Genomic DNA, 26,662 nt, shown 5'->3' with positions numbered 1-26,662 from the left:
TAAGGCGAAGTTAAGGTCTGATGGTATTTTGGTTAAACTTTACATTGCTGTAACGCATTAAAATTGCCAATATTCTTATCTATGCGTTATGGCGATCGCGCCGCCACCGTACATGAATATTCCTCCCCTTATCCCGTTGTCCATTTTCACAGGAGGCGTTATGGATGAAAGTTTTTTCCCTGCTTATTTTAATACCAGGGTCTTCAAACAAAATTATGCTAATAATAATGTGTCATTCTAAAGACAAGATTAATAAATAATACGTTGTATAAAACTTGTGGTAATTATTTTCATCTAGCGGTAGATAATAGCCATAACAACGCACTCCAAACAAATATACCTCTCCTAAAGCGCTTTGAGACAACCTACTGTCCATCAACTTTTTTGTCAAACTTTATTAAATTATTTATAAAAGTTATTATTTGGTATCTTCCAATTTACAATTTTTAACGCCAAAACTGAATACAATCTATCAAACGAGCGATGAAAATGGGAACCTTTGCTTTCAAGAAAGCATCGTTCTTCCCGGTTAAGGATTTATATGAGTCCAAACAGAGGGGCGTAGGGGAGGACAGTGCTGAAAACCCACAGTGTTACAGGGAATCCCCAAGTTTTCTGTAAGTGGCGTTCAACTGTTTGTAGTCAATAACTAAGTCTAACCCCTAAAAATGCTATTTCATCCTGACCAACACAAACACCAAAATATAGGTTTTATTAAGTAATGCTCTACTACTCCACTGACACTTCCCAAAACAATCAGCAACTTTTTGACTCCACTGGCTGGAACGTGATTGAAACAGAGTTCAATCCTAGTCAGCTGCACCACAAAGAAACCGTCTTCACCCTTGGGAACGGGTACTTGGGAACACGGGGAACTTTCGAGGAAGGATATCCTAATGATTCGGCAGCAACAATCATTAACGGTGTTTATGATGATGTTGCGATCGCCACCACACAACTTGTCAACTGCCCCAGCTGGCTGTCTTTGGTTGTGAAAGTTGGAGAAGAACGCTTCAGTCTTGACGCCGGCGAACTTTTGTACTATGAGCGTCGGCTCGATATGCGGTTGGGTTTATTGAACCGTGAAGTGCGGTGGCGTTCCCCACAAGGTCATACTGTGGATTTTCACTTTCAGCGTTTCGCTTCTTTAGCGGATCAACACGTTTTAGCTGTCCGTTGTGAAATCACATCCCAAGATTTTGAAGGTGACATCTCAGTTGAAGTTGAGTTTAATCGCGAACAGGATACCCAAGGCGTCAAACACTGGCAAACTTTAAACTCTGGTAGCGCCGGAAATCTTGTCTGGTTGCACAGCCAAACTCTCCATTCTGGAATTGAACTTGGTATGGCAGCTAAGCTTGTCGTCGAGGGTGAAGATGCTGCACCTTTGAGCGAACAGAATGCTTCCCCAAGCTTAACAAAAACCTTCCAATGCGTACCAGGACAAACAGTGACCGTTGACAAGATTGTCACCTTGTTTACTTCACGGGATACAGAAACCCCAATGGCAGCAGCCTTAAATAGGCTAGCTGATGAACCAAGCTACTCCACCCTGTTTGCGGCTCACATTGCTGCATGGGAGCAGGTGTGGCAAGACAGTGACATAATTATTGAAGGCGATCGCAAAGCGCAGTTGAGCATTCGCTACAATATCTTCCAAGTGCTTGCTGCTGCACCACGTCATGATGACCGAGTCAGCATTCCTCCCAAAACGCTCTCCGGTTTTGCTTATAGCGGACACATCTTCTGGGATACAGAAATTTTTATCTTGCCCTTCCTAACCTTAACTCAGCCAGCATTAGCACGTAACCTGCTGACCTACCGCTACCACACTTTAGATGGGGCGCGACGCAAAGCCAAAGAAGCGGGATACTCTGGAGCTATGTATGCTTGGGAAAGTGCCACTACTGGTGATGAAGTGACTCCCCGGTGGGTACCAGGTAAAAACGGTGAGCAAATCCGCATCTGGTGCGGTGACATTGAAGTGCATATCAGCACAGATGTCGCTTATGCTGCTTGGAACTACTGGCGGCATACAGGTGATGATGAATGGATGCGCGATTATGGTGCAGAAATTATCCTAGATACCGCTGCTTTCTGGCAAAGTCGGGTTGAGTGGAACCCACAGCGCAACAGTTATGATATCCGTGATGTGATTGGACCTGATGAAAATCACGATCGCGTAGACAATAACGCCTTCACCAATCTCATGGCGCAATGGCACTTACAGTCGGCATTGATGCTGTGGAACTGGCTGCATCAGGCTTACCCTGACACAGCAGAACAGCTAGAGGTAAAACTCAACTTAGGAACCGAACGCTTTGCAACCTGGGCGTCTATTGCCAAAAATATTTATGTCAACCAAGACTTAGAAACTGGGTTGATGGAACAGTTTGAGGGCTTCTTTGAGCTCGAAGATATTAACTGGGCTGATTACGAAACCCGTACCACATCACTGCAAGGACTTTTGGGAGTCGAGGCGACAAGTCAAAAGCAGATTCTCAAGCAGCCAGATGTGTTGATGCTTTTCTACTTGCTACGTGATGTCTACGACCGCAAAACCCTACAAACCAACTGGGATTATTACAACCCCCGCACCGACCATACTTATGGTTCCTCACTCGGTCCAGCAATTCACGCTATCTTAGCTTGCGATCTGAATCATCCACAAGAAGCGTATACTCACTTCATGCGATCGGCGTTGGTAGATTTGGAAGATGTGCGGCGTAACGCAGCTGAAGGAATTCACGCTGCTAGTGCTGGTGGAGTTTGGCAAGCTGTAATCTTCGGGTTTGCTGGTATCCGCATGACTCAATTTGGTCCTGTTGCTTGTCCAAATCTACCGTCAGGCTGGACGCGCTTGAAGTTCCGTCTGCAATGGTGCAACGAGTGGTATGAATTCGACTTGCAACCAGAAAAGATTCAAACCTTTGCAGATATTGCGCCAACTTCAGACTCAGCAATTGCTGGCGTCATCTTTGACTTGGATGGTGTTTTAACCGATTCCTCGGAGTTACATTATCTGGCTTGGAAGCAACTGGCAGATGAAGAAGGCATAGAGTTTGACCGAGAAGCAAATGAAGCAATGCGAGGACTGCCACGTCGAGAATCTTTGCTGCATATCTTAGGCGTTAGCGAAGCTCTTCTGAAAGAAGCTCGCCCAGCAACTGAAGAGCAAATTCAGCACATGATGGAGCGTAAGAATCGCTACTTTGTGGAAATGATTCAGAATCTGACGCCAGCAGATCTGCTCCCAGGAGTCGCAGATTTGTTGCAAGAACTACGCGCTGCTGGAATTAAAGTAGCTTTGGGTTCATCCAGCAAAAACGCCGAGACTGTCATCGAACGTTTAGGCATTGCTAAATATTTGGATGCTATTGCTGATGGCTACAGCGTATCCCAACCAAAACCAGCACCAGACCTTTTCCTATATGCTGCACAACAACTTGGTCTTTCACCGTCACAATGTGTTGTCGTAGAAGACGCAGGAGCAGGTGTAGAAGCTGCTCTTGCTGCGGGAATGCAAGCTATTGGGCTTGGTCCTGCGGAACGAGTTGGTAAGGCAGACGTTGTATTACCCAGTTTAGAAGGCGTTCGCTGGGAAGAGTTGCGATCGCAGCTCATTAATAGCGATCAAGCTTCCCTTGTAGAAGTAGCAGCTTGAAGGCAAGATCATTGGTCAATTGACCGGATGGCAGGCATATTGCCTGCCATTTTATTTTTTGGTTTATGCCTTTAGTTACCCTTGAAATATTTACTGTTTTTGCACGTCAAAATTTACGAAATTCTTGACTTTAGCTATAGGTGGATTTTTCTGTTGAGCCAAATTGTGTTCAAGAAATTCCCCTCGCAAGCCATAGCTGACTAACCCCATGTACTCATAAAACAAAAGCATTGCTTTTCTAGTTGAAGTTAATTGAGTTGGTATGGCGCTTGTGTGCGGAATCACTTCAAACCCCATACCTTGAAAAGTGAGTAGCGATCGCAGCATATGTGGAGGATCTGTGACTAGCAGAATTTGCTTGACTCCTCGTGGTTGTAGCACTGATGAGGTAAATAGTGCATTTTCCTTAGTGGTTTGAGAACAGTGTTCTTCGCCCAATGCAGTATCAGGAATGCCTTTTGCTTCTAGTTGTTTGACAATTTCGGAACCATCCCCTGCACCACTGGCAAAAATTAATGGTGCACGACGATCTCTCCAAAGTTCAGCCGCAACTTCAACTCTTGAATGTCTAAATGGTTCCCCCCGCCCCAGTACAACAATTGCGTCTACAGTTGTACCAGGATCGGGGGGAATAAAAGTAACTAATCCTTTTTTGGCTACAGCTATGGTTAGTGGAAAAGTGGCACTAAAGTAAATCACGAGTAACACAGTTCCTAAACCACTCCAAAAACGCTTCCAACGTAGGCGTGGAATCATCCAAGGTAAAAAAACTAAAATCAACAGTGGCAAGACAACAAATATTGGTGTCATTAGCCAGTGAGAAAGCGTTGACTTCAAAACAAGCCACTGGCTAACCGGGCGATCGCACAAAGCTTGGTTGAGCATTTGAAGTTAACCCTACATACTCTATGTACACTCTTTGTCATCTTAACGAAACTTCATATAATTGACTGTTAGCGACGAGCGCTTCTACTCCAATCAAAAAGCCCCCGGTTTGTAGCGACTAGGGGCTTTTACCTTTTTCCCAGCAAGGTAAATTTCAATCTTTGATAGGAATTCATACAGTTTACTCGTTGCTGCCACATTCTCACACGTTCACTGTCTTTGACTCAAATCAAAACCGCTATAACTTCTTCTATAGCAAGCATTCTAGCAATACGTCAGCTTTCCTTGACATGGAGAGGAAAATTTAGCAAGGATTATTGCGACTTGTATGCTATGCTTGCTGTAGGGGAATAAAAAAAGGCAAGTAAATTAGCAATTTGTAAGTTGTGCTTGCTGTAAAGGGGAATGAAAATAGCGAAAGCACGAGAGTTCTTCTTTCAAAAAACGAGATACACTCGAAGAAAATCCTTAGACTCTGCCAAATTCATTTAAATCCGTGCTCAGCTTTTTGGAACCCACAGATAAACCTCAATGAAGCAGGATGATAATCTTCGTAACAACCTAAAGTCAATCAGAACCCGTCTGGGCATGAGCCAGCAGGATTTGGCTAACTTGGCAGGGGTTACCCGTCAGAGCATTAGTGGTGTGGAGTCAGGACAATATGCTCCCTCAGTTGCCATTACATTGCGCTTAGCTAAAGCACTTGGCTGTAAAGTCGAAGATTTATTCTGGCTAGAGCAGGATTTGCCTGAAGTTGAAGCAGTTCTTGCCAAATCTGTTCCTAGCGGTCAGCAAGTGCGCGTTAGTTTGGCGCGGGTTGGCGGGCAATGGATAGCTCATCCTTTGATAGGGAATGATGCTTTTCGCACAGAGATGATTCCGGCTGATGGTGAGGCAGTTGCGGCGAAAGGGTTCCCCGGCATAAGCAAAGTGCCACACTCAGAGGGTGAAGGCGCAAGCGAGACAGGTACAAATAAAGTCTTGGTTCGGCTGCTAGACGATATGGACAAACTCCACAATACCGTCGTGATTGCTGGCTGTACACCTGTAATTTCCCTATGGGCAAGAGCCACCGAACGCTGGCATCCTCAACTGCGAGTCCACTATAACTTTGCCAACAGCATGGCTGCATTGCATAGTTTGTGCCGAGGTGAAGTTCACATCGCTGGGATGCACCTGTACGATACTCAAACTGGGGAGCATAATATTCCTTTTGTCCGTGATGTCCTAGCCCAAAGAAGAGCTGTCGTGATTACCCTTGGTGTCTGGGAGGAAGGACTTTTAGTCCAGTCTGGCAACCCCCGAGGAATCAAAACAGTGACCGACTTGGTGGAAACGGGAGCAACTATTATCAACCGCGAACTAGGTTCTGGCAGTCGTATGCTTTTAGAGAGAACACTTCAACAGGAGCAGCTTTCCTTCCATGCAGTCAAAGGATTTAACCATATCGCCAAAAGCCACCAAGAAGTTGCCCTAGCCGTAGTATCAGGGATTGCCGACGCAGGTATCAGCACGGCATCTATAGCCGCCACCTTCGGGCTAGAATTTATCCCCCTGCATCAGTCACGCTACGACTTAGTGATTCTCAAGGAATTCTTGGAAGAAGCACCAGTACAGCAGTTACTCAGTACCTTGGGACATCGGCTAGTCCAATCGCAATTAGAAGTTCTTGGTGGTTACGACACCAGCAAAATCGGGGAAGTTGTAGCGAACATTTAGGGTAGATTGTCATTATTGGTTGGTTGTGTGGGAAAAACTTTGCATCACTCCTGCTCATAATCCAACCACCCTAAAAATTTAGGCAACAAATTGGGGTTCTGTAGTAGTTCTGTGAATCTCCGTTCATCAAGTCCAAGTACCCGCGCCCCTAATAAGTTCGTAGTTTCGTAGTGAGGACTTTAGTCCTCTTTACCAACAAAGCAAGGACTGAAGTTTTTACTACAGATAAGTTTTATTATGGGCAATTAAGCGAACATTATATCACCCTGCGACACGCAGACAGTCTAAGGCGAATAGGTTTTTATTATTGGCAATTAGACGGACTTGATATTAAGAGTCAATTCAACTTTTGATTGATATCTGCAAAAAGGTTTTGCCACAAAATCGGTCATTACTCATTTGTCATTAGTTGGGAAAAAAGGACCCTTCGGGTATGCCTATGGCTAACGCCACGGCTATCGCCGAACGGCACGTCTTCGACGAACGCCAGTCGCCGTGACAGTTGGAAACCAACTTGGCTGCGCTGGCTCACAAATGACAAAGGACGATTGAGGAATTTATTAACAGTTCTATACCTATGTTCAAGATGCCGAATGTTTTTGCTGTAGAACGTTCGCCTCCATCTGGCACTTTGTGCTAACGCTACCAGGGACGTTCTACAAGCGATCGCTCCAAAAGTGAACGCATCATCAACCAAAAGACCCACTTATCAAACAATTGCAGGAGAAATCATCATGTCCGATGACAAAATTAGACAAATAGCTTTCTACGGTAAAGGCGGTATCGGTAAATCTACCACCTCTCAAAATACCCTAGCTGCAATGGCAGAAGTGGGTCAACGCATTCTGATTGTGGGATGCGACCCCAAAGCTGACTCTACCCGATTGATTCTGCACTGTAAAGCTCAAACCACCGTACTACACCTTGCTGCTGAACGGGGCGCTGTGGAAGATTTGGAACTGGAAGAAGTGGTGATTGATGGCTTCCGGGGTATTAGATGTGTGGAATCTGGTGGTCCTGAACCCGGTGTTGGTTGCGCCGGTCGGGGTATCATTACCGCTATCAACTTCTTGGAAGAAAACGGTGCTTATCAAAACGTAGACTTTGTCAGCTACGACGTGTTAGGTGACGTTGTCTGCGGTGGTTTCGCTATGCCTATCCGTGAAGGTAAAGCACAAGAAATCTACATCGTCACCTCCGGTGAAATGATGGCGATGTTCGCAGCCAACAACATTGCTCGCGGTGTTCTTAAGTACGCTCACACTGGTGGCGTGCGCTTAGGTGGTCTAATTTGTAACAGCCGGAAAACTGATCGGGAAGACGAACTGATTACCACACTAGCATCCCGATTAAGCACCCAGATGATTCACTTCGTCCCACGTGACAACATCGTGCAACACGCCGAGTTACGCAGGATGACAGTGAACGAGTATGCACCTGATAGCAATCAAGCTAACGAATACCGTACATTAGCAGACAAGATTATCAACAATAAAAATCTTGCCGTTCCTACACCCATCGAGATGGACGAGCTTGAAGAGTTGTTGATTGAGTTTGGTATCCTCGAAAGCGAAGAAAATGCTGCAAAACTGGCTGGCGCTGCCGTAGCTCAAGCAGATTCCCAGAAGAAGCAAGAAGATGCTGAAGGCGAAGCACTAGAAGCAGTGAAAAAAGGAAACATAGAAGTCGTTGCTGCAAGCGACAAGAAGTGAGGCTTTTGCTCTGGCGCACTAAGGAGGACAAGACAGGGTGAGCAACAGGCGTGGGTTTAAAAAGCCCGCCTTCCCCCCAAACGTTGAAAGAATGTGGAGTTACTCTGATGGCTAATGCATAGTTCTGTAGTTCCTAGGTTTTCCGTGTCAGCATAAATCTGTCAAAGTTTACGCGGCAAAACGACTACTTTAGTTTTTTGTTTTCTCTTTTTATTGGTTGGTTATGTCTTAGGGAATGGGAAATAGCTCTTTCTCATTCCCTTTTCTCTCTATGTTTCTAGAGATTCCTAGTTTCCGTTAACAGCTTCTACCCATTATCACAACAGAAATGAAAATGACCTACGGAAATATTAACGATCCGCTTAGTGAAGCAGGATGCGAACACAATCAAAAACAGCACAAAGCAAAGAAAGACAAGCCTTGCACACAATTCTCCAAACCTGGAGACGCTCAAGGGAACTGTGCTTTTGATGGTGCAATGATGACCCTAGTACCAATCACCGATGCTGCTCATTTAGTCCACGGACCAAGCGGTTGTGCTGGTAACTCTTGGGGAAGTCGCAGCAATCTCTCTTCTGGTTCTATGCTGTACAAAATCGGCTTTACCACTGATATAGACGAGAGCAATATCATTTTTGGTGGAGCAAAAAAGCTGTACCAAGCAATTTTGGAAGTGGAAAGACGCTACAAACCTGCTGCGGTGTTTGTCTACTCCACCTGCATCACCGCTCTCATTGGTGACGATATTAATGGAGTTTGCAAAGCCGCTGCACAGAAAACAGGAACCCCTATTATCCCCGTAAATTCTCCTGGATTTACTGGTAGCAAAAATCTAGGCAGCCGCGTTGCTGGTGAAGCTTTACTAGAACACGTTATTGGAACAGTTGAACCAGATTTAACCACGCCTTATGATATTAACCTAATTGGTGAATACAATATCGCCGGTGCAATCTGGAAGGTTGTACCGTTGTTGGAGAAATTAGGTATCCGAGTCCTAGGAAAAATTACGGGTGATGCTCGCTATCAAGAAATTTGCTACGCTCACCGGGCGAAACTCAACGTGATCATTTGCTCAAAAGCGCTCTTGCACATGGCAAGAAAGATGGAAGAGCTATACGGTATCCCCTATATTCACGAGTCTTTATATACTGTACAGGACACGAACACATGTCTCAGGAACATTGCTGCAAAATTCGCTGATCCTAATTTGCAAGAGCGTACAGAAAAGTTAATTGCAGAAGAAACTGCTGCTTTGGATGAGGCACTCGCTCCCTATCGCCAACAACTCACAGGCAAACGTGCCGTACTTTCTCCTGAAGTTACCAAAAGTTGGTCTATCATCTCTGCGGTTAAGCACTTAGGAATGGAACTTATCGCTACCAGCACTCTTAAAAGTACTGAGGGAAGCATCATTCTAGAACAGGAGAGTTCTAAGGAAATTCTACAGATAATTAATGAAAATAAAGCAGATATATTAATTGCTGATGGTCGCTATCAATACACTGCCCTCCAAGCCAGAATTCCTTTCCTAGACATTAACCAAGAACATCACCATCTTTATGCGGGTTATGTGGGGATGTTAGAGGTGGCACAAAAACTGTATAAAACTCTCTATAGTCCCGTATGGGGACAAGTATGCAAGTCAGCCCCTTGGGAAACAAACTGGGCAAGTACAGCACATTGCAAGTAAATGAAGTACAATGCTCTTGTCTAAAAGCCGAGACACTAAGCCCTTTTTACTTCTGACGAATGACGACTGAATTGCTGCTATAAGTTCCAAGGTGCAGTGAAAAGAGCTTGCCAACGAAATAATCAGCGATACAGCTTGCAGCACTGCACGATAGAACCAGCCTTCCAAAGCTCCGTCGAACTCACGTTAAATATGCAACGCCCAAAATCATCAAATCGAATTTAGGTGTGCGATTGCCTTTGCCACTGCCCCGAATCGCGATTGGGCACGAGGGCACTGCGCTCCGCGCAATCGCCCGTTCTGCGCCGCCGTGTTCTTCCACAACAGGCTTGCTCAAAGCTCCGTTTTGAGGCAACCGTAGGGAGTGCAGTTGGGCAACAGGGCGCGCTACGCGATCGCGCCATGCAGGGCACTGGCACCTTTGCGATCGCTGAAAGCGGGCGCTCTGCGCCATCGCACCTTGCAAAGGCTCTCAAAGGGAGCATTGCCTTGTGGGGCGCACAGAAAAGCGCTTTTCTGTGCTTGCGGCACTGTTGTTTACCCAATCGCACTTTATTAACTTCCTACAATTGTGTTGCAAAAAACGGTCATAATCTGATAAATATACTTCGTATCTACTGATATATTGTTACAACATAACAGAAATCTCCAGGGTGCAATACCGTAACTGCAAATACATACCTTGAGAGAATTAAATGAATCCTGACAAATCGAATAATCAAAAGTTTATAGTATGTAACCATTGTGGCTATGATACAAATCCTTCCACGGCTAAACGCTGTGTGAAGTGCGGTAAACCCTTGAATCTAACTGTGCTAAACAGCAACAAGGTTGCTAAACCTGAGCCGAAAACTTTGGCAGATTGGCTGTTAACACCTTGGATGATTCGGCTTCTCTCTGGTTTGGTGTTTCTGTTTGTAAGTTGGTTAATCTACTGTGCGTTCGTAACTGTTAACAGTGTGAGCAAGCCCAATGATGTCGGAGTTTACAATTCCAGTGACAGCAATCAGAACACCGCTCCTCAGGTCAAACTCTATAATTCTATGAAAGAGGTGCCGAACGTACCGGAAGGTACATTTAACTACGGCGGTGCTATCCTCTTTGCAACTCTAAGTGCCAACGGCTTAAACGAAGCCATTAGTGCAGCTCACCCCAATTTTCGCCTCCGCTACACCGAACCGAAAGACGCTCGACCTGGTGGCAGACAAGGTATAGCTATGCTGCTCGATGGTAAACTGAGCTTTGCTCACAGTGGAGGAGCTCTCAAGGAGAGTGATTATAGCAACGCTAAACAACGGGGCTTTGGGCTAAAGCAAGTGCCAGTGGCTATTGATGCGGTTGTCTTCTTTACCCATCCAGATATCTCCATTCCAGGACTTTCAGTTGAGCAACTCAAAGACATATATAAAGGTAAACTAACCAACTGGAAGCAGGTGGGAGGACCAGATCTAGCGATCGTACCTTTGGTCAGGGACCCTAAGTCTTCCACTTTATTGAATGACCTTCTTGGGCAAGAAGCTAGCCAAATCAGTTCTAGGGTGCAGTTCATTCGTGATTACACTGATGCTATTCGTAAAGTTGCCTCGACCCCTGGGGGAATTTCCTTTGGAGGAAATGCACCACTTATCGGTCAACGAACAATTCGCCCCCTTGCTATTGCTAAAGCTAATTCCCAAGAATATGTGCAACCTTTCATAGAAGATGGTAAGCGGATTAATACTGCCGCAATCAGGGAGAGCTCTTACCCCATGACCCGGCGTCTGTTTGTTGTGATTCGCCAAGACAGTACAATCGATCAACTAGCTGGGGAAGCCTACGTCAATCTGTTAATGTCGAAAGAAGGTCAGCAGATTGTTGAAAAGGCAGGGCTTATTCCCTTGCGCTCTTAAACATGAACTGTTCTTTATTTAACGCGAGTTCAACGAAAACAGTCTGCCAATGAAATAATCAGGGATACAGCTTTCAGCGCAGTACGATAAAATCAGCCTTTCAAAGCTCTGTCGAAGTCATATCAAGCGCTCGTGAACAGGCTTGATATCAAGTTAAATATAAGGTTTCTCACATGGCTCATATACGCTAGCAACCCCACCCCTTACCCCTAAGCGCAAGCGAGGAGGGGAAAATATCTCCCCCTCTCTGCATAGCGGAGAGGGGGTTGGGGGGTGAGGTTCAGAATCGTACTGCATTCAATTAAGAACCGCTATATGCAATCCCCAAAATCATAAATCCGAATTTAGGTGTGAGTGAAACAAAAACCATGACAAAACTATCCCGGAAATTTCTCAAGCTGGGTTCAATCGTTTTCGCCGCTACATTTTTCGCTGCCAACAGCGCCGAAACTAGCGAAGCCAACCAACCAGTGACTTCTGTTGCTCAGATGTCTCAAGAGTCTCAGAGCCTCGGTCAAGTCACATCCGTTTCTCAATTTTCTGACGTGCAGCCCACAGACTGGGCATTCCAAGCATTGCAATCCCTTGTTGAGCGCTATGGTTGTATTGCTGGTTATCCCAATGGCACCTATCGCGGTAACCGAGCTTTGACTCGTTATGAATTTGCAGCAGGTTTGAATGCTTGTTTAAACCGGGTGAACGAACTGGTTGCCACAGCTACCGCTGACTTAGTAAGAAAAGAAGACCTGGCGACTTTGCAGCGCTTGCAAGAAGAATTCTCTGCTGAACTGGCTACCCTGCGCGGTCGTGTAGATGTCCTGGAAGCCCGCACAGCCGAACTGGAAGCAAATCAGTTTTCCACCACCACTAAGCTCACTGGGGAAGCCATCTTCAACGTGGCTGACGTTTTTGGGGATGATAGAGCGTTTCCTTATGGGTTTTCACCAGATGACTTCAATGGCGTCAATTTAGCAAACCAGACCGCAGCAGTTAACCGAATAGCTGCTTTGACCGGTTTTAATACTGCACAAGCGCAAGCGTTGCTTAACTCTTACGGTGCTGGCAACTTTGCAAACTTAAGTAGAGACTCAGCAGGTAACACCGTCTTTGCCGACCGGGTACGTCTGAACTTTGACGCCAGCTTCTTTGGAAGCGATCGTTTGCGAGTTCGTTTGCAAGCTCGGAATATCACCCCATTTGGTGTAGGTCAAACTGGTACCAACATGACCCGTTTAGGGTTTGACGGGGACGAAAGCAACGATGTTTTGATTGACGACCTGTACTATCAATTCAACCTAGGCGATGCGTTGCGTGTAAATATTGCTGCTGCTCAAACTGAGTTCAACGATAGCATCTTCGTCTTCAACCCCACCTTGCAATCCAGCGGTACTGGTGCTATTTCCCGCTACGGACGATTCAGCCCTATCTACCGGACTGCTGAAAATTCTGCAGGTGTAACACTCACCTTTGGTCCTAACTCACCCATCAGCGCATCGGTGGGTTTTCTAGCGCCACAAGCTAATAGCCCAGATTTGGGTCGCGGTCTTACCAATGGCTCGTTTGCAGCCCTTGGTCAGATTGCGTTCCGCCCTAGTGATGCCTTCAACATTGGTTTGACCTACGTACGTAGTTATCAAAATAGCGAAAGTGGTGTCAACCTCCTTGGTTCCACAGGTAGTTTTAATGCCAATCGCCCTTTCGGTAACTTTGCGACTACGACTAACAACTACGGCATAGAAGCACTCTTCCGTCCTAGCTCGAAATTTGATATTTCAGGTTGGGCTGGTTACACAACCGCAGAAGCCGAAGCTGGACCATTTGAGGGTTCTGATGCAGATATTTTCTACTGGGCTGGTTCTATAGCTCTGCGGGACTTTGGCTCAAAAGGCAATGTCCTTGGTGTTGTCTTTGGTCAACCGCCTAAAGTGACTGACAGTGATGTTATTGAAGACCCTGACACCTCTTATCACTTAGAAGCATTCTACCGCCTGCGACTTAACGATAATATTATTATCACCCCTGGTGTATTGGTCATCTTCAATCCAGAGCACAACAACAACAACGACACGATCTACGTAGGTACACTCCGCACTACCTTCACTTTCTAAAACTGCTCACAGCTTACCGTATCTACAACTGTAACAGACTTAGGTTGAAAACCAAATTGCATTTCACAAGCATATTCTGAGTCTCCCTCAAACCACAATTTATTTAGTTTGCGAGGATCGTTTTTCGGAAAAGATGTTCTTCCATGTAACACGGCTGTATTTTCCAATAACAGAATTTGATTAGCCTTAAGCGTGAACATGATTTGATGATTTGGATCATTAATATAGTTTTGGAAAAGACTAACAGCCTGTTCTACTTGAGGCAGGATTTCAGTTGAGACAAATTTATCAGATCTAAAACGTACTGAAATTCTGCCTTCTTTTTCTGTAAATATCGCTCGTCTAGACGTTTGGTTATCTTTTGTTATGGTGAGTGAACCTGGAGTAAACAATGTTTGCAATTCTTGAGGGTGGTGTTCCATGAAGTATTTATAGACAGATTCAGCGTAAACAACTTGAGAAATTCCCCCATTTTTAGCGGGTATCTCACATTGCAAAGCAACAACTTTAGGCGGTTCAATGTAAAACGTACCATCTGTATGTATTGGATGTGGTTGATTATTATTAGTAAGATCAGTAGAAGAACCTAAATCTAATATTGGTAAAATTCCCTCTTCATCTGATTTCTTATGGTGTCTCTTGACTGAGCCAAAAAATCTCTTTAAAGCTAATAAATTTGCTTGGAGATTGGGCAAATGTTCACAATCAAGTATCACAAACTTAAACGAGTTAAATATATCAAATAGCTTTTCCCGCTCTAGTTCTGACATTTCTGCTACTTTACTAATTTTCAACGTTACCTTGCTTATATCAAACTGAGAAGATTCTAAAACTTCTTTGCTATCTAAAATTAGCTGATTTGATTGAGAGCGTTCCGCTACTTGTGAGTAGGTATCTAAATTTGTATTTCTCATTCTTTTGACCTCTGTCAATTCTAATAACTCCAATCTTTTGTAAAAGATGTTGCGCGACGCCTTAACCTAAAAATAAGACCTTAAGAGCGCCTACAAATGCTGCCAAAAGTACTACCCAAGCAGAAGCAAGCAACCGCTTAGCGGTTAATAATGTAGCTGCTGCGCAAACACAAAGCCAGAAAATATCCTCCACCTTGCCCTGCCCAAGGTTCCAGGCAGCAGCCGCCAACAAACCAATGGTCACAGGGTTCAAAGCAGCGTGAAAGCGATTAATCCAGCCAGGAGGGCGTGACCTTCTTGTCAGCATTGCTATGCCAGCTAGGACTAAGGAAAAGGGACCAAACAGACCAAGTCCTGCAGCCAGCGCCCCTGACAAACCAGCTACTCGATAGCCAATGAGAAAGATTAGGTGCAAGTTTGGACCTGGGGCTAACTGACTCAGTGCAAAGGCTTGTACAAAATCTGCATGACTCATCCAACCGTGGGCAACAACCAAGCGCTCCATCTCTGGAATTCCCGTCACGGCACCACCAATGCTGATTGTTGCCAGATAAGCAAAGGTTAAGAATAGATCAAACAGCACGTTCATATTTTGCCTCTGTTCTCCCTGTTGTCCCAGCAATAAAGGACAAGCCCCATAGACACGATAACCAGGTAAACAGGTACTCTGAAAATACCTACCAGGACAAATGTAACGACTGCGACTAGCAAGCGGATACGCTCGTTCAGCGCTGAGCGAGCTAGCCTCGAGATCGCCCCCAATAACAGCCCAATTGCTGCCGCTGCCACGGAGTTAAGTGCCCCTTGAACCACTGGCTGTTGAGGTATCTTTGCCAACAGATCAGATACTACCAACACCAGAGTTGCACCAGGCAGCAACAGAACAATGGGGCAAAGCAGGGCACCCCAAGGTCCCTTGAAGCGCCACCCTAGATAGGTTGAGAGGTTGGTGCCATTGGGTCCTGGCAAACACTGACACCAATTAAAGGCTTCCAAATACTCCTTTTCGTTTAACCAGCCACGCCTAGAAAAACTATCCAAAATGTGGACGGGTACTCCTCCGCCGAAAGCTGTCATTCCCACGGTGGCGAATAAAGCGACAAGCTGCAAGAGCGAAACTTCTGTGGTGTTTGCTTCTCCCTCTAGGACCTGAGATGTCTGTTCGTCTTTGTGGGCGATCGCCATAGCTTTGTCAGAAGCTGTTGGACGTTGTTTTGTAGCTTCCAAATCATCCATTCGCTTTTCAGGAAACCTTTTTTACAAAAGCCGTTTTTTATCTACAATTCCGTTACATGACTTGAGAAGCTTAACTGCGGCGTGAGAGAATCTGTTTCAGAATGCCGTCATACAAGTGGACGCGCGCTTCCAGTACCCGCATTGCACCAGCAAAAACTTTCTGCAAATCTTGAGAATTACATACATATGGCATCCCAGCGGCAAACCACCCGTCTGCATGATCTCCATCAATTGCACAATGGATAACAAAAAACTTCACCAGTTCTTCGCTTAATCCACGTCGCAATAGGTGATCCAGAACTCGGCTGTGGTGCAACGGTACCGACAGTTCCAAAGCACCCATCCCACCAACGCCGTAGTGTAGACCATCGGCAAACCAACACAGGCTTACCTGAGTGTTGAAGAAGTGACAGGTTTCTGGGTTAATATCCTCTGGGCGTAAGCCACCAAAGTAATTCAATAGTGGTGTGAATAAATTTGGGTGCGCCTCCGAAAAATCACCTCTGCCCATTTCATCATAGATGTTCCTGAACAGTTCTTCGCGCATCTTAAAAGGCACAGAAAGACTGTAAGCAGCAATGTGCAGATGAAAATTTTCTGTATATACCCAGTGATTTGCCAGAAAATAACGTATTTCCTCGTCACTCAAATCGTCATTGTCAAACAACAGGAACAGAGGGTGATAGTTGACTCGGTGATTTTTAATCTGCTGCTTGAGCCATGGTAAGAATACTTCAGCGTTATTGATTTCTTTGGGCACCTGTTGCTGTGGCAAGTATTGCTGCTCAACCCGTTCAATCGTGTCACGTATGACCCATTCTTTCAAGGAACGAGTTGTACCTAGTCCATGACCATTTTGAAGCAAGTGCTGATTCATCCTGAATAGCATGTACTGCAGTTCTTGCCAAGCAGTACTATTTTTGTTCTTGAAAGCTTGGTGGGCAAACTGTTCTAATACCTGCACAGATGCCTGTAAATTTACTATTTGAAAATCCTCTAATAAAAAAGCTTGAATCTTTTCTGGTTGCTCAGTTTTTAACGCTGTAAAATTCATTGTTAGCCCCTGATTGGTAATTTTGAGCCAGAAATTGTATCATTTGTTCTTCGGTAAAGAAGGCACTATTCAACAATTGGTAATAGCGAGATATGACATCCTGAATATCAATGTGCAACTTCTGGCTGCGTGATTGCCATTCGTTAACCATCAGAAAGAAAATTTCGTCGGCTTTGTCCTGATTTACCTCAATACCAAGGGTTTGTAATTTTTCCTGATTGTTCTTCAAAAACCAACGGATACCGTCTCGCCCACTACGAACACCGAATGCTTTATTTAATTTAGAACCGATGAAACTTGGATCAATGACATCGTAGATAGTGGGTGCTTTTTGAAGCACTTCGTTACGACTGCTGCTATATATGCTATGGGTAATGACCCCCGTTACAGCTTGGGTAGGGCACTCCATTAACCCGTAGGTTTTCTCGAGCAAACGGCTGAGTTCATAAAGCTTGTCGTAGTGAAAATCAGGCAAAGTAATGCCATATAGATCGTGCAACGCCAAGGCAACTTCAGCCAAGGGTGGATGTCCAGCGCGACTAGCAAAACCTCCCACTGAGATATCAACTCCTTTGAGTCCGGCTGACAAACCCAACATGGCATTGCCAGTAGCTAGACCAAAGTCGTTATGGAAGTGCCCCCAGAAGGATATGTTGGGATATGCTTTCACCAACGAGGAAACGTAAATCTCGATTTGTTGTGGCAAGCAGGTACCGGCTGTATCGACCAATCTGATCTGTTTTATTCCGTGTTTGGCACCAATATCGATAACTTTCTTGACGTGGTTAATATCTGCGCGGAAGCTATCCAACAAACCTAAAATAATACCTCCGCCTTGGTACTGCTTGAGCGTCGGCAGAAAATCCTCAAACCATTTTATATGTATTTGTTTCTGCTCCTCTATAGTCAAGGTACTCCAATTTTCGCTATTCCACACTGCCTCTGGTTCCTTGGCAAGGATTTTCCAGAAAATATGCTTAATCTGTTGATTGGACGTAGTATGGACGGCTATGACCCAGACATTTTTTAATGATTCTCCCAGTTCTTCATTCAGAATTTGGAATGACCGACGCAGATCCTCTCCAACGTAAGAGAGAACTATAAACCGAGTCTTTTGAGATATCTCTCCTTGTTTCTGTAATTCTACCAACCTCTTCAAAAGTTCAATACTGTGAGGTACATGGGGTAAAAAACCGATGACTAGCGAACGGATACCAATCTCTGAGATTGCTTTTCCTAGTTTGCATTTATCATCCAAACTAGGCGATATGCTCGACCTTTCAGCACCCTCACGCAGGGTTTCATCCATCAGATCGATAGAGTCTTGAAAATTTAACACAATATCATCGCTTAAAACTTGATTTGCGAAAGAAGTGAAAACCATAATCTCTCCTTATGCAGTATGCTCGGACTTAAGCTTGATACCAAGTTGAATAGGACGAAGCCTCTTATGCCCTAGCTCTACATTTTTAGGAAGATACACGTTGTATGCCTGGAAGTGTTTGATATCTGAAGGTACATCAACAAGGCGCAACAGGTCATTTGTTGAGTCATCCCATATCCAAGCTTTATAGAGAGTCCGAGGATGATTCATGTCGTGCAAAGTAATTGTGTCACGACCATGCAGCATACGGTGATTATCTACAATAATGATTTGCCCCTCGGTTAGCAAATGGTACTTTTGGAACTTAGGATTAAGGAAATAATTATCAATAACATGTTTCACAGAAGAATAAGCCCAAGGCTCGACGTACATCGTATCTTGACGAAAACGAACTCGCCATCTTCCAGATGAAAGCTGCTCGAAAAGAGGAGAGTAGGTTGAAAAGTATTTGGATTTGCAATAACTTACAGCTCTCGGTTGAGTAACAATTTTGAAGTGTTCTGGTTCTTGATCCCAAAGCCGCTGCAAAATTTCTTGACCATCGACTAAGAAATTAGCTCCTCCTTGTTCTGCTGGTCGAACACACAGAAGTAGGAAAATACTTGGTGGAGCAATTCTTACGACTTTATCATTGACAACAGCAACACCATCGATGTGAGAAGCATCTGTGTGTAGCGCAAGCTCGTCTGTGTACCCATAGTGATATTCGCGAAAGGTATGTGAGTTACTTGCATTCTCGGTTACCATATGCTCGGTTACCAGTTTGTTAATTCCGGTATCATCAGCATTAGGATGATTTTTAATGTAACCAAAAAATAGAGAAATTTTTCTCAAGGTACTCTGCGATGCATCCCAGGCTTGAATGATTGCAAATCCATCTTTTTCAATATGTTCATAGATTGCAGGAACCTGAGCTTGAAAGTCATCCATGCTACTGCAGTTGATGACATCAAGAGTTTGAACATCAGAAATATCCGTCATATGTGAATATGGTTGCTATGGCGATCGCCGCCCGTATCTTGCAGCCATTCGGCAAGAGCATCAAGTTGTCCAACGCATTCAAGAACCGCTCATTGTACTAAATCCCCGCACCATCCAAAAACTCTTCAATCACCAAATCACTGTTGCACTTACCATTGTCCGTTTGTGCGTCGCCGGCTTCCATTGCGTATAAAGATGAGTGCATCCCTAACTTTTCGACTTGTTTGTCTGATAACTGCGCTTCTAACTCTTGGATCTGTTTCTCTAAAGTTTTAACGCGTTCAAATAAGGCGCGAATCACTTCTGCTTCCACATCCCGCAGTTTATTGTGAGCAAGAAGAAAATCAGTGCTTTCCTCGTCCTGACGGGTAACACGCCCTGGAACCCCGACTACAGTAGTGTTGCTAGGCACATCTCGCAGTAGTACTGAACCTGCTCCGATGCGGACATGATCCCCAACATGAATGTTGCCCAATACCTTAGCGCCTGCGCCCACAACGACATGATTCCCTAAAGTGGGATGGCGCTTTCCTGTCTGTTTTCCTGTACCACCTAGGGTAACTCCTTGGTAAATCAGGCTGTAATCACCCACCACTGCTGTCTCGCCGATCACTACTCCCATACCGTGATCAATGAAAACTCCCTTGCCAATGTTTGCTCCGGGGTGAATTTCAATCCCAGTGAAAAACCGACTTATATGGGAAATAAAACGAGGTATGAAGGGAATCCCTATTTTATAAAGCCAGTGTGCTACTCGATGGAAGAGTATCGCTTGAAGACCTGGGTAGCAAAACAACACTTCCAGCCAATTACGGGCTGCTGGATCACGCTCATAAATTGTTTGCAAATCAGTTAATAGCATACTTTGTTCCTATTTGGAGAAGCTCATAAGCAATTCATAAGGTACGGCACTCGGATAGCCAGTTCCGAGAATCATCCTGGCAGGACGCTATCTGTGATAATGTGTATCAGTACTACACTCCACAACGCTCATTGCACAATTGGTGCATACCTCCACAGGTGCTGGCTCCCCTAGACTTAGTCTCAATAAATAAGCCGGGTGCGTAAGTTGTGCGATAAATGAACTCATTTATGGAAATTGTGTTAGACAATCTACGGTAAGTCGATAAAATTATGGTTTTTTATAGGCAGTTTCTGGGATGTGATAACATCCAACACTTCCATAAGAACTAATTTCTCATAAAATAACGATAAGTTCATCGACTAACAGTAGTATATTGAGTACGGACTTGAATAGCCAAAACTACACTCTTTTGGATCTGTCTTCCAAAGTAGAATACGCGCTGCTGGCACTTCTAGAACTGGCTAGCAATAAGGGAAAGAGAGCCCCTCTAACTATGAGTGAAATCACTGCTAAGCAACCGATACCGGAGCGATATCTGGAACAAATTCTTACCAGTTTGCGGCGAGCAGGTGTTGTACAGAGTCATCGTGGCTCAAGAGGAGGCTTTGTTTTAGTTCGTGAACCTTGGCAAATTACTTTGCTGGAAATTGTCACTTTGGTGGAAGGCGAACGCAAAGAGAGAGAATTCTCTGTTACTCCGACTTTGGAAAGGAATTTGGTTCATGAAATTTGGGAGCAAGCCAATAGCGCATCTGTTGAGGTTTTGCGCAGCTATACACTGCAAGACTTGTGTCAGCAAAGAGAGGCTCGCTTGCAGCAGGGTCCAATGTATTACATTTAGACACTTTCGGGGTCACCGTATGTCCATAGCAAAAGATTTTACACACTTAGGCAGACGAACTCTAGTTCGCTGGAACGAGATTGCCTAACACTAGGAGGTGATTGCGTCGAGGCGATCGCCCGAATGCGGGCACTTGGGTGCCATCGCTCACAAAGCAGCCACTTTTATCAAAGATTTCATTCGATTAAAGCGCAGGGTGTAGGAGAGCCAGCAGTGCGGGAGGGAAACCTTCCGCAGGCGACTGGGGCTTTTGGGGCGCGGCGAAAAATGCTACTATTTTTCTCACTCCACCCTACAGTTTATGCCCAGTTTCATCACAGTGTTGAAAGCAGAAAGCCCACCAGGGACAAGTTTCCTGAGTCAACTTCTCCCGTCCTTTAGAGGTGGGAGGAATGCGACGGCACTTTTAAGTGCCGCCCCCATCTTTCGACTAATTCACTAATGCTGATACCTTCAGATTCAGCCATCTGTTTCATTTTGTCCCAAGTACTAGGGGTAATCCATATCCCCTTTTGTATCTTCGTTTCTTCATAGAAGAGTGGCTCATCTCTCCGAGCTTTTCTTTTTGGTCTAGGATTTGACATACTTAGCTCCATGCATTAAGCTAATGGTAGGTCGATAAAGGTTTCGGAGTCAAGATGCAAGTTAGCTATCAGTACAAGTTACGTCCGAAGCAAAGTCAATCAAAAGTCATGGATTCGTGGTTAGATATGCAACGCAGTCTCTTTAACTGGTTTTTAGCTGACCGAATCGACGGCTATTGTCAAACCTTTATCATGGGCGAGTATTGCGATATCAGGACAAAAACTGAACGCTGTCCGCTGACTTGCTCATTGAGTAAAAATTCAAACCTGCACAATCCTTGGAAAAAGCCAGATAAAGACGGGTTAACCAAAAAGCGTTCTGCAAGTTTGATGCAAGATGCTTATCTAGCAGAAATGAAGCAGCTTAGACCGTGGTACAAAACAATTCATTCAAACGTGCTACAGATGCTGGTTAAGCGTCTCGACGCGGCAATGGAAGGGTTCTTTAAGCACAGTCGCGGCTTTCCTTCATTCAAGAACAAATCTAACTTCCGTTCTTTTCAGTACAAACCAGGTGATATTAAGCTTGATGGCAACAAAATATATCTGCCATCTATTGGGTGGATGCGTTTCTATAATTCTCGTCCTATCCCGCAAGGATTCCAAATTCGTAGTGTGACGCTGCGCAAAAAAGCAGACGGATGGTATACAAGCATATTAATCAGGGACGATTCAGTTCCTGACTTTCCAGCCCCAAAAGAGGTCAAAACTCTCGTGGGGCTGGATATGGGACTAACAAAGCTTGTTCATTGTTCAGATGGGTCTGACTTTGCAAATCCCCGTCCTGCCACATCAAAGAAAAGTAAGCGTACTTTAAAAATCAGGCAGCGACGCTTATCTAGGAAGAAGAAAGGTAGTGCTAACCGTAAGAAGGAAGCACAGGAAGTCAGCAAGCTCCACAAAAAACATGCTGATAAACGCACTGCTTATCAATGGTTTGTCGCTAACAAGGTAGTCAGGAAGGCAGATGCCATCAGCGTAGAGGACTTGAACATCAAGGGGATGAAAGCAAAGTGTAAGCCCAAACCTGATGACGTTAAACAAGGTCGTTTCCTCAAAAATGGTCAATCTGCTAAACGCGGATTAAACCGTTCCATTTCAGATGCTTCGTGGGGGACTTTGATAGAAAAAATTCAGTACACGGCTGCAAAGTCGGGAAAAAGTTTTTTCAAGGTAGACCCAAAAAACACAAGTCGCACTTGTTCTAAGTGCGGGGTGATAGATGCCTTATCTCGCTTTGGAGAGAAGTTTATTTGTACGTCATGTGGTCATGAGGCACATGCAGACAAACAAGCAGCTCTCAATGTGAAAACAAGAGCAATTAAAGGCAACCAACTGGTTATCAAAAAAATTAAAAAGGTACGCAGGGACTTTGCGAAACCCAAACAGATAAACGCTGTTTGAAACGCCCAACCCTGAATCAACAGGGATTAAAAGGAGACACCGTGCCAGTAATGGCAAACGCGGCGTGCCTGGGAACCCGCCAAACTCAGTACAACTGAGTCTATGGGATAACGCGAAATTGGTATATTCGCGTGAATCCCACCCCTTCTAGGGGTGGGTGCGTCAATCAACTATGACTGTGTTCAACGAGTCCAGAGGAACTGTAAACACGTAATAGACAACCCCAATTCCCAGAAGTATGACAGCGAGGCTGGAGAGGATGACCCATCGGTCTGCTGGTTCGTAAGTATCCTCGTCGATGTCGCGACGAACAGTTAGGTAATGCTGACCTGAAAGCAGTACTGTTAACAAACCAACTAATGAAAAGGCTAAACCTAACTTCCAACCATTACCAGGTGCTTGAGGTGCCAGAGGAGGACGGAGGATACGCAAGCGGACAATAAGAACACCAAACCCCATCAGGGCAATTCCACTCCTCATCCATGCTAGATAAGTACGTTCGTTTGCTAAATGCTCTCGCACTCTATCCGAACTCGGTTTCTTTGTCTTTTCTTTTTCTGAAGCTTCTCCATTAGCCTTCATAAATTTAAATGGTAGCTGCATTGACACAACCTTTTAATCTCTTCTATGAAACTGAGCAAAATCTATTTTTATAAAAGTTAATCTTGCTCTTCTAAATTTTTTTAAGAGTATTCCAAGCTTAATAATAAGAATTAAAATGTTTATTTTAATTTCTTGAACAAGCAATAAACTTTATTTGTATTATACAGCAAACTTAATAAAATTTTAAGACTTTTATTATGTTAATTTTAAAGAAGACTGGTATTACAATCATTTGTCATAATTGAAGTTGAGATCTTTTTTGAGACGAAGTGGAAAGTCGAGGTCACAGAACCTGAGATTTCTTCGTCTTTCCAATCGTTTTTTCCTTTCTAAATCTCAGGGATTTTTCTGTGGGGTCATTCTGATTTCTGAATTCTAAGTTTTTTTCAATTTTTTTCAACTTCAGATGCAACTTCAGGTGTTTTCCAAAGGTTCTTACTTACACTCAGCAAGGAGAAAAAGCTTATTACTAAAGTGAGTACAGCCAAAGCAGGATTTTCCAAAGTGTGACAGTCCACTAAAATCAAAACTCCCAACCCAATCAGAACGAAGGGAACAAGTTGATTACCGTAGCGGGTTAGGACATCAACCATCATAGGTATGCGGGTTAACTGGTATGCTGTATAACACCAAACTGCCACGAGTGAGAAAAATACTCCCAGGATGACTGCCAAACTCTCCCAGGTACTGCTAGCAAATAACGGTGCGTAAATAGCGATGTTGTCACTTCCATTAGCAACTGTCACAGCAGCAACACTATAAGTTTGGGGAGACAAAAAGCTAGTTAACCAAGATCTATCAGACTCTTCTTTTTCTACCTGTACTTCAGAATTATCGTTATCTTCCTGGTTTAGCCAACGACTGATGCCAATCATAATCGGAGCAATGCCTAGTAATCCAATCCAAGGTTCGGGTAGGATGAGGCTACCGAAGAAACTGGGTAAGCTAGCCATAACCAAGGCACCGAAACCAAGGTATTGACCCGTAACTATGTGACGACTACGGAACATTGCATTCACCTGCGAGAAAAACAGGGAGAGAATGACAATGTCGTCGAGGTTGGTAGCAGCGAAGGCAGACAGCCCTGTGGGAATTGCTGTGTATAAGCTCATTTCTGTTTGTCCTTTGTTCTTATCTTTTGCTTGCGTTGTCTAAGCTGATGTTAGATTTCGTCATCAAGCGATGAACGAATCGAATCACCACTGAAGGAGTTGCTTGCTTTGCCGTGATCACCCAATGAAGTTATACAGTTTTCACTTTATTGCTACCCATCAGTAGAAGCAAATATTGTTTTTTGTTAAAGTCATAGATTAAATTTATGAATGGTTCTACCTTTTGTAAAATAAATAACGCTCATAATTTGTCATTTACGTTACAAGCAGGAGGTTGACCTTAAGCCTTAATTTGAGGCAGCAACGTTTGTGGTATGTTTGACTGTCAACAACCCAGGTCTAAAGACACGCTTGCTTCTAGCCTAAGACTCGACCATAGTTGACCAGACTGAGTTCTTAACTGAACTACGTTATTGGCAAGTGTTCAAGTTCCTACCTTGGAATGCGAAGCTAGTTCCAAGCTCTAGAAATTGAGGATTAAACAGGTTTATTGGGTTAAGCCAGTGTCTTTGATAAGTGCCGACCAATAACATTGTCGAAGCTAACTTTACTCCCGTAAGGGAAGGCTCTACGGAGCAAAACCGTTATGCGTACAGGGTGAACGAGTTGAGATGGTAATTGTCAAGCTCGAAAGTACATTACAAAAGTACACCGAATCCAGTAACCCCAAGGCGGTAATGGAGTAAGGCGACTAAAGTCGCTCGTGTCGTTTTCCTCTCAGGTCGCGCATACTCGCTCGTTTCCCACATCCCGCGAAGTTTTATGAAAGTTTTTAATAGTTTTATTTCTAACTCAGTAAATAAACAGGGAGCTACTTATGAAGTCACCACTGATAACTGATACTACTTTGCTCTATCTTTTTAACTACGCTTAGGTAGAGAAGTTGAAGCCAACTATGTCAGCAAAACTTGAATTTTAACAACGGTATTTTTCTATAATTACCGTACAATACTATACGATATATTAGCCGATAGTGGCGAAAATAAAACACCCAAGAAGTCTTAAAGAGCCAAAATGACGCTTGAGCAGTTGCGAATTTTTTTAGCAGTTGCGGAAGTCATGCACTTTACGCGTGCCGCAGAAACGCTTTACATTACTCAGCCCGCTGTCAGTGCAGCCATTCAAAGCCTGGAAGCAGAATATGGGGTGAAACTATTCCATAGGATTGGTCGCCATATCGAAATTACTGATGCTGGGAAGTTGCTCCAAATGGAAGCGCAGAAAATTCTTGACCAAGTTTCTTTGACGGAGCGTGGCTTACGAGAATTGAACAATCTGCAACGAGGTGAGTTAAAGCTGGGATCAAGTCTAACTATCGGTAACTACTGGTTACCAGACAAAATTAGCCAGTTCAAGCGCCAATATCCCGGCATCCACATCGATTGTAGGCTCGGTAATGCAGAAGAAATTTGCGAAGGGACAGCGACAGGGCTTTTTGATTTTGGTTTAGTCACAGGAGACGTGAAACCTTCACTAAGGAACTCTTTGGAACAGGAAGTTGTGGGGAGCGATCGCCTACAAATTGTTGTCGGCACATCTCACCCCTGGTTTGATCGCACAGAAATTTCCCCACCGGAACTGCATGACACCACTTGGGTGATGCGAGAGTCAGGTTCGGGAGCGCAACAAATGTTTGAGCAAGCGTTGCAAAATTGGGGAATTGACCCAGCACAATTGGATGTTGTTTTCGTCTTGAGCAGTAGCGAAATGGTAAAGGCAGTCGTGGAAAGCGGTGTTGGTGCTGCTGCAATTCCTGAATTGATGGTCAGAAAAGAACTACTGCTGTCTACACTTCACCCAATTCATATCGTAGATAGAGGTTCTGGTACAAAGCTAGAAATTGTTCAACCTGTTTGGAAGCTCAAACACCGACAGCGGTTTCAGACTCGAATTGCCAATGCTTTTGAACAAATTTTGACGCAATACGCTATGGTATAGGCGTCTACTCAGAAAAGTAAAATACACCAAAACTCAATTTTTTGCTTTTTCAATCACTTTATTTTATCAAAACGACAAA

The 26,662-nt window shown here is 44.4% G+C and carries 22 protein-coding genes; 10 read left to right on the top strand and 12 right to left on the bottom strand.

What is annotated here, in order from left to right:
- Nucleotides 1–721: 721 nt before the first annotated feature.
- Entirely contained in the window at nucleotides 722–3,664 is a 2,943-nt protein-coding gene (pgmB, locus tag ACM0OZ_RS27850) for a beta-phosphoglucomutase (RefSeq protein ID WP_414586079.1), read from the top strand.
- A gap of 90 nt (nucleotides 3,665–3,754) precedes the next feature.
- On the opposite strand, the gene ACM0OZ_RS27845 is transcribed toward pgmB, so the two are convergent.
- A complete protein-coding gene (locus ACM0OZ_RS27845) occupies nucleotides 3,755–4,549 on the bottom strand; it encodes a YdcF family protein (RefSeq protein ID WP_414586078.1) in 795 nt (264 codons plus the stop codon).
- A 531-nt stretch (nucleotides 4,550–5,080) separates the two neighbouring features.
- Here ACM0OZ_RS27845 and ACM0OZ_RS27840 point away from each other — a divergent pair.
- The 3 genes from ACM0OZ_RS27840 (at nucleotide 5,081) to nifE (ending at nucleotide 9,670) form a co-directional block, all read left to right on the top strand.
- Complete coding sequence (locus tag ACM0OZ_RS27840; protein WP_414586077.1) at nucleotides 5,081–6,268, top strand: substrate-binding domain-containing protein; 1,188 nt, start codon at nucleotides 5,081–5,083, stop codon at nucleotides 6,266–6,268.
- 734 nt (nucleotides 6,269–7,002) lie between these two features.
- Complete coding sequence (gene nifH / locus ACM0OZ_RS27835; protein ID WP_414586075.1) at nucleotides 7,003–7,980, top strand: nitrogenase iron protein; 978 nt, start codon at nucleotides 7,003–7,005, stop codon at nucleotides 7,978–7,980.
- A 328-nt stretch (nucleotides 7,981–8,308) separates the two neighbouring features.
- The gene (gene nifE, locus ACM0OZ_RS27830) at nucleotides 8,309–9,670 is read left to right on the top strand and encodes a nitrogenase iron-molybdenum cofactor biosynthesis protein NifE (protein WP_414586074.1); all 1,362 of its coding nucleotides are present in this window, start codon (nucleotides 8,309–8,311) and stop codon (nucleotides 9,668–9,670) included.
- Nucleotides 9,671–9,851: 181 nt separating this feature from the next.
- Here the strand turns inward: nifE and ACM0OZ_RS27825 are convergent, their stop codons facing one another.
- Nucleotides 9,852–10,124 carry a hypothetical protein gene (locus ACM0OZ_RS27825; RefSeq protein WP_414586073.1) on the bottom strand — a complete coding sequence of 91 codons (273 nt, stop codon included), beginning with the start codon at nucleotides 10,122–10,124 and terminating at the stop codon, nucleotides 9,852–9,854.
- A 241-nt stretch (nucleotides 10,125–10,365) separates the two neighbouring features.
- Between ACM0OZ_RS27825 and ACM0OZ_RS27820 the strand changes: the two genes are divergently transcribed.
- Nucleotides 10,366–11,559, top strand: a complete 1,194-nt coding sequence (locus ACM0OZ_RS27820) for a PstS family phosphate ABC transporter substrate-binding protein (RefSeq protein ID WP_414586072.1) — start codon at nucleotides 10,366–10,368, stop codon at nucleotides 11,557–11,559.
- 368 nt (nucleotides 11,560–11,927) lie between these two features.
- Complete coding sequence (locus ACM0OZ_RS27815; RefSeq protein ID WP_414586071.1) at nucleotides 11,928–13,667, top strand: iron uptake porin; 1,740 nt, start codon at nucleotides 11,928–11,930, stop codon at nucleotides 13,665–13,667.
- Here the strand turns inward: ACM0OZ_RS27815 and ACM0OZ_RS27810 are convergent.
- The 7 genes from ACM0OZ_RS27810 to cysE form a co-directional block, all read right to left on the bottom strand.
- On the bottom strand, nucleotides 13,664–14,581 hold the full coding sequence (locus ACM0OZ_RS27810; protein ID WP_414586070.1) for a TauD/TfdA family dioxygenase: 918 nt from the start codon (nucleotides 14,579–14,581) through the stop codon (nucleotides 13,664–13,666). The two genes, ACM0OZ_RS27815 and ACM0OZ_RS27810, sit on opposite strands and share 4 nt — an antisense overlap.
- 61 nt (nucleotides 14,582–14,642) lie before the next feature.
- Nucleotides 14,643–15,170 (bottom strand): chromate transporter, encoded by a 528-nt coding sequence (locus ACM0OZ_RS27805; protein WP_414586069.1) that lies wholly within the window; start codon nucleotides 15,168–15,170, stop codon nucleotides 14,643–14,645.
- A complete protein-coding gene (locus tag ACM0OZ_RS27800) occupies nucleotides 15,167–15,817 on the bottom strand; it encodes a chromate transporter (protein WP_414586068.1) in 651 nt (216 codons plus the stop codon). The genes ACM0OZ_RS27805 and ACM0OZ_RS27800 overlap by 4 nt, the downstream gene beginning before the upstream one ends.
- Before the next feature lie 70 nt (nucleotides 15,818–15,887).
- Nucleotides 15,888–16,871, bottom strand: a complete 984-nt coding sequence (locus ACM0OZ_RS27795; RefSeq protein WP_414586067.1) for an iron-containing redox enzyme family protein — start codon at nucleotides 16,869–16,871, stop codon at nucleotides 15,888–15,890.
- Nucleotides 16,846–18,255 carry a homocitrate synthase gene (locus ACM0OZ_RS27790; RefSeq protein ID WP_414586066.1) on the bottom strand — a complete coding sequence of 470 codons (1,410 nt, stop codon included), beginning with the start codon at nucleotides 18,253–18,255 and terminating at the stop codon, nucleotides 16,846–16,848. The genes ACM0OZ_RS27795 and ACM0OZ_RS27790 overlap by 26 nt, the downstream gene beginning before the upstream one ends.
- 9 nt (nucleotides 18,256–18,264) lie before the next feature.
- Nucleotides 18,265–19,236, bottom strand: a complete 972-nt coding sequence (locus ACM0OZ_RS27785) for a TauD/TfdA family dioxygenase (RefSeq protein ID WP_414586065.1) — start codon at nucleotides 19,234–19,236, stop codon at nucleotides 18,265–18,267.
- 97 nt (nucleotides 19,237–19,333) lie between these two features.
- A complete protein-coding gene (gene cysE / locus ACM0OZ_RS27780) occupies nucleotides 19,334–20,098 on the bottom strand; it encodes a serine O-acetyltransferase (protein ID WP_414586064.1) in 765 nt (254 codons plus the stop codon).
- A 388-nt stretch (nucleotides 20,099–20,486) separates the two neighbouring features.
- Between cysE and ACM0OZ_RS27775 the strand changes: the two genes are divergently transcribed.
- A complete protein-coding gene (locus tag ACM0OZ_RS27775; protein WP_414586063.1) occupies nucleotides 20,487–20,942 on the top strand; it encodes an RrF2 family transcriptional regulator in 456 nt (151 codons plus the stop codon).
- Between the two features lie 123 nt (nucleotides 20,943–21,065).
- The gene (locus ACM0OZ_RS27770; RefSeq protein WP_414586062.1) at nucleotides 21,066–21,323 is read left to right on the top strand and encodes a hypothetical protein; all 258 of its coding nucleotides are present in this window, start codon (nucleotides 21,066–21,068) and stop codon (nucleotides 21,321–21,323) included.
- Here ACM0OZ_RS27770 and ACM0OZ_RS27765 read toward each other — a convergent pair.
- On the bottom strand, nucleotides 21,320–21,526 hold the full coding sequence (locus ACM0OZ_RS27765) for a hypothetical protein (RefSeq protein ID WP_414586061.1): 207 nt from the start codon (nucleotides 21,524–21,526) through the stop codon (nucleotides 21,320–21,322). The two genes, ACM0OZ_RS27770 and ACM0OZ_RS27765, sit on opposite strands and share 4 nt — an antisense overlap.
- A gap of 54 nt (nucleotides 21,527–21,580) precedes the next feature.
- On the opposite strand from ACM0OZ_RS27765, the gene ACM0OZ_RS27760 reads away from it, so the two are divergent.
- Nucleotides 21,581–22,930: an RNA-guided endonuclease InsQ/TnpB family protein gene (locus tag ACM0OZ_RS27760; protein ID WP_414586060.1), complete on the top strand. Its 1,350-nt coding sequence runs from the start codon at nucleotides 21,581–21,583 to the stop codon at nucleotides 22,928–22,930.
- A gap of 162 nt (nucleotides 22,931–23,092) precedes the next feature.
- Here the strand turns inward: ACM0OZ_RS27760 and ACM0OZ_RS27755 are convergent, their stop codons facing one another.
- Entirely contained in the window at nucleotides 23,093–23,533 is a 441-nt protein-coding gene (locus tag ACM0OZ_RS27755; protein WP_414586058.1) for a YidH family protein, read from the bottom strand.
- A gap of 386 nt (nucleotides 23,534–23,919) precedes the next feature.
- Nucleotides 23,920–24,645, bottom strand: coding sequence for a cadmium resistance transporter (locus tag ACM0OZ_RS27750; RefSeq protein ID WP_414586057.1), 726 nt, complete (start codon nucleotides 24,643–24,645; stop codon nucleotides 23,920–23,922).
- Nucleotides 24,646–25,659: 1,014 nt separating this feature from the next.
- Between ACM0OZ_RS27750 and ACM0OZ_RS27745 the strand changes: the two genes are divergently transcribed.
- A complete protein-coding gene (locus tag ACM0OZ_RS27745; RefSeq protein WP_414586056.1) occupies nucleotides 25,660–26,583 on the top strand; it encodes a LysR substrate-binding domain-containing protein in 924 nt (307 codons plus the stop codon).
- The last annotated feature ends 79 nt before the right edge of the window (nucleotides 26,584–26,662 follow it).

Origin of the sequence: Scytonema sp. PCC 10023 (assembly GCF_963920835.1) — a bacterium.
Taxonomy (GTDB): Bacteria; Cyanobacteriota; Cyanobacteriia; order Cyanobacteriales; family Nostocaceae; genus Kalymmatonema.
This window is presented reverse-complemented; position numbering and strand designations above follow the sequence as displayed.